Source organism: Pseudomonadota bacterium (assembly GCA_010028905.1).
Classification (GTDB): domain Bacteria; phylum Vulcanimicrobiota; class Xenobia; order RGZZ01; family RGZZ01; genus RGZZ01.
Genome location: RGZZ01000310.1, coordinates 1 through 6,149, shown reverse-complemented (window position 1 = coordinate 6,149; position 6,149 = coordinate 1). Strand labels below are relative to the sequence as shown.

Below are 6,149 nucleotides of genomic sequence, written 5' to 3'. Positions count from 1 at the left end.
TGCTCAGCGACGACAGCTTCGAGTTCGGACACCGCGTATACCACGAGGCCACCCGCTTCGCCGCCCTGCACGCCGCCGCCGGCGGGGGCCATGTGGTGGAGGCGCTCGATCTGCAGGTGATGCAGAAGATCCTCCCCCGTCTGCACGGATCGCGCCGCCAGCTCGAAGGGCTGCTGCAGAAGCTGGGGCGCTACTGCCACCACCTCAATGCGAAAAACGCCAGCAGCGCGGACGACCCGACGACCTGGGATCGCGAGCAGGCGAAGCTGCCACGCTCGTTCGAGAAGCTGTGCCGCATGCTCAAGCGCCTGCGCGCCAACCAGTTCGTGAGCTTCACCGAGTAACCGTGACCCGCCTCGTACCGAATTCAAGGGGAATCGGGAAAGACGTATGACCGAAGCAAACGCCGTGCTACCCCTGCGCACGTCGACTGGGAAGGCTGTTGCGGAGCTCATCATCCGCGTACTGCCGAAAGACGCAAACATCGCCGCGTCCCTCCTCGAGGAAGGGCCCGCTCACGGCCCCGATGGCGAGCCCCTCGAGAACGTGCGCCTGCTGGAAGGGTGCGAGTACGGCTATGCTCTCGAGGGCGTTGCCCTGCCCGCCAACGGCGCCGACATGCTGGAGCCGAACGAGCTCTTCTCGTTCGATGTCCCGAGCGGTGCGCACGGGCGCCTCAAGACCGGCAACCGAACCGGACGCCTTCCCATCACCCTGCGCCTTCCCCAGAAAGAAGACGCCACGGCGTGGGTCGAGGTGCGATCGCGCAAGCTCGACTACCTCAACGACTATCGCACCATGCTCACCGACATCGCCAACGCGGCCACCGAGGTCGTGATGGAGCGCTTCGCGCCCACCGTGCAGCGGTTCAAGCCCTTCGACGCGTCGGAACGCGGCACGTCGCCCGACCCTCGCACGCTGTACCAGCGCTTTGCGTTCATTCAGACGATCGTTCGAGACGACACCTTCCAGGCCGCCATGAACCGCGTGTTGCAGCGCCCACACCACGCCTGGCGCACCATCCACGTCGAGCGGCGCGCCTCGGCGGCCGTCCCCGGCGGCGCTGCCCTGCAGCGACAGCTATCGCGACCGGGCCCGCGGGTTGCGACGCCGCACCTCCCCGCCGAGAGCGTCCCCGAGCGGTTCAGCGTGCCCACCCACGTCGAGACCGTCGACACCCTCGAGAACCGCTTCGTGAAGTTCATTCTCTTCGCGTTTCGAGACGTGACCGGGCGCATCGGCGACGCCCTCGATCGCCTCGGCGGCGGCGCCCCCATCAAGCGAGGACGAGCAGAGGTCTCCGCGCTCCTCGACACCCTCGACGCGTGGCTCTCACGCCCGCTGTTCGGCGAGATCGGCCGTCTCGAGCACCTTCCCCTGAACAGCCAGGTATTGCAGAAGAAGGCGGGATACCGCGACATCTTGCGGGCCTGGCTGCAGTTCGAGTGCGCGGCCAGCCTCACGTGGCGGGGGGGCGACAACGTGTACGGCGCCGGGCAGCGCGACGTCGCCACCCTCTACGAGTACTGGGTGTTCATGCAGCTGGCGCGCATCGTGGCTGAGCTCTGCAACACACCGCTCGACATCTCGTCGCTCATTGAATCGGCCGAGAACGAGTTGTCGCTGAACCTCGAGCGCGGTCAGACGTGCGTGCTTCACAACGTCATCGAGCGACACGGGCGCAAGATCGCCATCGCGCTGCACTACAACAAGACGTTCAACAAGAAGGTCTACAAGAGACCCTACGATCACGATGGCTCATGGAGCCGTCAGATGCGCCCGGACATCTCGGTGCACATCGCCCCCGAGAACGCCGAAGACTACTGGGTTCACTTCGACGCCAAGTACCGGGTCGAGACCATCGGCGACCTGTTCGGGCCCGACGCTGAAGAAGACGACACATCAATCGAGCAGGTGCGCAACGCGAAGCGAACCGATCTGCTGAAGATGCACGCCTACCGCGACGCCATCCGCCGGTCGTCCGGCGCGTACGTCATCTACCCGGGCCAGGTGCCCCATTCACTGTCGCGCTACCACGAGCTGCTGCCGGGGATCGGGGCCTTCCCCCTGCGCCCTTCGGCGAGCAACGACGCCGAAGGCGCTGAAGCGCTCACCGCCTTCCTCGACGAGATGCTCACACACGCCGCCACCCAGACCTCGCAGCACGAGCGCGGACGTCACTGGGAGAAGCGCGTGTACGCCAGCGATCCCATCGTGGTGAACCCGCAGGCGCATGCGCTCGCGTTTCTCGAGTCGCCCCCCGCCGACACCCCGGTGCTCCTCGGATACGTGAAGAGCCCCGAGCACCTGAAGTGGATCGAGACCTGCAACCTCTACAACCTTCGCGCAGCCCCGCCGAAGCGCCTCGCCGGGTTGTCGAGCACACCCACTGACCCCGGTCGCCGCGGACAGGTGACGGCCACCGCCCCGATGCTCGCTGCGCCCTTCGTGCTGCTGTACGGGCCGGGCGTTGACGTGCGGCTCTACCGCGTGAAGGGCGACGTGGAGACGTGGTCGCGCGCTGACCTGGCTGCCGCGGGCTACCCCGCACCGGGCGGCCCGCTCTATCATTGCATCCCCGTGGAACGTACACCGTGCGATCTCGAACCTCGCCTCACGTTCACGAAGCTCGACGGCTGTCGCGAACAGCGGGGCGCCCCCAGAGGCGCGCCCGTATGCCTCACGTGGTCAGCGCTCATCGAGGCGTTGGAGGGGATGGGGACCGAGGGCAAGCGGTAAATTTCGCAATTTTGACATCATGATGGCATTCTGGCACAATGAAGGCATCATGAAGGTCAGAACACAGATCCAGCTTGACCCCCGAGATCACGAGCGAATCAAGACGTTTGCCAGGCACCATCGGCTATCCATGTCGGCGGCTGTGCGAATGCTCATTCTGCGCGGGCTGAACGACAACCCAGAAGACGACGAGGCCCGCTGGGAAGCTTTTCTGAAAGTCGGCGGAAGTGGACGCGATAAAGGTGGCGCCACCGACATCGCCAGGCGGCACGACGACTACCTGTACGGAGAAGCCTGAGCGTGTCGGTATACGTCGACACCTCCGGCTTCTACGCCTATCTGTGCCGTGACGACCAACATCACGACGCGGTCGCTGCCGTCATGCAACAGCTGGCCCTTCGTCGGACGCGTCTCATCACCACGTCGTACGCGGTCTCCCCGACAATGGGGCTGCTGCAGCGAAGAATGGGCATGCGCGTGGTCAGGCAGTTCATGGAATCCGTCATCCCCGTAGTCGAGATCTGCTGGGTAGGCCCCGAGGAGCACGAGGCGGCGTGGAACCTGATGCAACGAAAACCCAAGCGCGCTCTCACGGTGGTCGACGCTGCCGGAATGGTCATCATGCATCGCGACGGCATCAAACGATGCGTTGCCCTCGACCATGAGTTTGGACGCGAAGGATTCGAGATGATGCCCATCGTGAACTGATGAACGACAAGGCCGAGCGCACGCGCATCACGAACCTGAGCGTGGCCCACAAAGAGGCAATCGAGAAAGGCGAACGAACCAGGGCGCTCGACTCCAAGATTTCCTGCGCGCTGCTGTGCGACACGGCTTCCCCACATTGGACATGGGCGCAGAACAGCAGGGTGTCCAGTCTGAGACGCTCTGGCCTCATCTGCGCAGAACGTCCACGAACCTCGCGGTGACAACGATCGCCCCAACCCGTTCTGCGAAAACCGGCGCAGAACAGATGGACGCCAACGCTCGAGAAGACGACCAGAGCGTCGGGTGTTCCCGTGCTCACACGCTCAAGGAATCACAACCGCGTTTGACGTGACAACAGGACTGGTGCCCACCCCATTATCGGCCTGCACCGTAAAGATGTAGGTATGACCAGACACGAGACCGCTATACGTATACGTTCGAGCATCGCTGCCTGTCATCGGCCCTCCGACGCCTCCAGTACCATCGGTCTGGTCTATTCCAAACAAGGTGTACGACAATATAGCAGATCCACCATCAGACGCAGGAGCCGACCAGGTGACCATGGCCTGACGCGGACCCAGTCCCGAGACACTGGCTGCTACCGTCGCGGGAGCTGTAGGAACCGTTCCGGCCGCAGCCGTGACCACCACTGGGTTTGATGTGGCTGCAGGGCCATTGCCTACTCCATTGCTGGCAATGACCGTGAAGACATAGGTGTGACCCGCCATCAGCTGGTTGAAAGTAAACGACCGTGCGTCTCCTGCCGGATTGGCGGTGGCAGACCCCGCACCTCCAGGAGCCTGATCCAACGCGTACACGAGGTACCCCCGGATGGAACTTCCGCCGTCATCTGCAGGCGCCGACCAGGATACAGAAGCAGAGCGAGGCCCCAAACCCGCCACCGTCGCCACCACGTTCAGGCTGGCACCGGGTACGGTCCCGCTTGCGCCTGTTACGACCACTTCGTTCGAGGTGGCGACCGGCCCCGTTCCGACAGCGTTGTCGGCCTGCACGGTGAACACATAGGTATGGCCAGGGGTGAGCTCGGTATAGGTGTATGTAGACGTATCTGGACCGACAATGGGTCCCCCCACCCCCCCCGAACCATCGGTCTTGTCGATGGCAAAAAGCGTGTAGGAGGTCACCGAGTTTCCCGCATCTGCAACAGACGATGACCAGCTCACCGTTGCGCTGCGAACACCGGCGGCAGTGGCGCTGACCCCGGTGGGAGCGGCCGGCAATCCACCCACCGTGACGGACGCGCTAGCGTGCTGCGTGTCGAACACCGCAGTGATGGTGCTTGTGCCCGGCGCCAGCGCGGCAACCCGGCCTTTACTCGAGAGATCATCGGATACAGCAGCGATGAGAGGGCTCGACGAGGTCCACGAGGTGGAGGAGGTGACGTTGGCGGTCAACCCATCTGCAAATCTCGCAACTGCGATGAACTGCTGCGTATGCCCGACGCCCAGGACACTTGAACCAGGCTGCACTGACAGCGAGGTGGCGCTTGTGGCATACGATACCGTCACGCTCACCTCAGCCGCAGTGGACGTTGCGCCCGCTTGGGTGAAGAATCCGACCTGCACTCCCAGATCATCGAAGGCCGTGAGTATGATGGCGTACGACACCCCGCCGTCAAGCGAAAGGTGAACGTCTTGCGAAAGGGCACCGTCTACGCGATCGACTCGGGTCGCGGGAATGAGATCGAGTCCCGTGACGGGGTCGGTCACGTGAACGATGGTGAATTGAGTGGTTGCTGGCAGACCGGCCGCCGCTGCTGCCGCCTTTGTGGCTTGCGCATACTGCAGGTGGAGAAAAAGCCCTGTTTTCGGTGCGGGTGTCGAGTCAGATGTCGAGGAGGACGAGATCGACGACGCAAGCGATTGAGCGGGGTTCGACGCAGAAGCCGTGCTCCCCCCACCCCCTCCGCAACCACTCAACGCAACAATCATCAGCAGACCGAGGAGCGTGACAGCCTGCGAGAATCGACCCGCAGCAACGAAGCCATGAAAGAAAGGCAAATTTACTTCTCCAAATCGCGTTCCCCGATTATAGCACAAAAACAGACCCCTCATCTCGATGACCCGCACCCGATTCCAGGATCTGAAAGCTGCCCTGTCGTCTCGCTCGGCGTCCAAGACTCGCAACTTCTGGCCCCATCTCCACAGAACACGCCAATGGAGCGTTGCAACGGCGCCGATTGCGCTGCTTCTGCGAAGATGGGAACAGAACAACCGCGCCGCCACAACGACCGTCGCGATACGTTCGCCGACCCTCGACCCCGAACATGCACGATTCGGATCGGCAGGTCTACCGCGTCTTCATGGGAGGGCGAATAAAAAATTCAATCCCGTGTTCACAGAACGTTAACATCGGTAACAATCCTGCTCCCCTGCGCAGATTGACGACCCTGTGCGCGAGGCATAGGCTCGAGAGGAGACTTGAGATGTATCGAGGAGAGAACCCGTGAGAGACAGCATTGCCAATAACGTCCCCCTTCGACCGTCATCTTCGCAGGCCACTCGGCCTCTGGCTGCTTCGTCAAACATCAGGCCCCACGCACAGCGGGCACCCGTCACACACGCAGGGCCTGACCGCGTGACCCTGTCGTCAGAAGCGACGCGTGCGATGAGCGAACACCCATCACGTCTGGAGCAAGACGTTCCCAATTGGGCGCAGAGCCCACCCCGCAACTCCGCTAT

At 63.1% G+C, this 6,149-nt stretch carries 6 protein-coding genes; 5 read left to right on the top strand and 1 reads right to left on the bottom strand.

The features are described from left to right. From EB084_17680 to EB084_17660, 5 genes are all read left to right on the top strand, one after another. Window positions 1–344 (top strand): DUF3578 domain-containing protein (locus tag EB084_17680; protein ID NDD30090.1); only part of this gene is annotated, 344 nt, incomplete at its 5' end. Between the two features lie 46 nt (window positions 345–390). Further along, a complete protein-coding gene (locus tag EB084_17675) occupies window positions 391–2,739 on the top strand; it encodes a DUF2357 domain-containing protein (GenBank protein NDD30089.1) in 2,349 nt (782 codons plus the stop codon). Between the two features lie 19 nt (window positions 2,740–2,758). Further along, window positions 2,759–3,037, top strand: coding sequence for a CopG family transcriptional regulator (locus EB084_17670; GenBank protein NDD30088.1), 279 nt, complete (start codon window positions 2,759–2,761; stop codon window positions 3,035–3,037). Between the two features lie 2 nt (window positions 3,038–3,039). Then, a complete protein-coding gene (locus EB084_17665) occupies window positions 3,040–3,447 on the top strand; it encodes a hypothetical protein (GenBank protein NDD30087.1) in 408 nt (135 codons plus the stop codon). Next, a complete protein-coding gene (locus EB084_17660; protein NDD30086.1) occupies window positions 3,447–3,668 on the top strand; it encodes a hypothetical protein in 222 nt (73 codons plus the stop codon). Before EB084_17665 ends, EB084_17660 begins: the two co-directional genes overlap by 1 nt. Window positions 3,669–3,770: 102 nt before the next feature. Here EB084_17660 and EB084_17655 read toward each other — a convergent pair whose 3' ends face one another. Further along, a complete protein-coding gene (locus EB084_17655; GenBank protein NDD30085.1) occupies window positions 3,771–5,585 on the bottom strand; it encodes a fibronectin type III domain-containing protein in 1,815 nt (604 codons plus the stop codon). Window positions 5,586–6,149 lie beyond the last annotated feature (564 nt).

Excerpts from the sequence above, each read along its gene's own strand:
- EB084_17675 (NDD30089.1), top strand. The coding sequence starts at position 391 with ATGACCGAAGCAAACGCCGTGCTACCCCTGCGCACGTCGACTGGGAAG.
- EB084_17670 (NDD30088.1), top strand. The coding sequence starts at position 2,759 with ATGATGGCATTCTGGCACAATGAAGGCATCATGAAGGTCAGAACACAG.
- EB084_17660 (NDD30086.1), top strand. The coding sequence starts at position 3,447 with ATGAACGACAAGGCCGAGCGCACGCGCATCACGAACCTGAGCGTGGCC.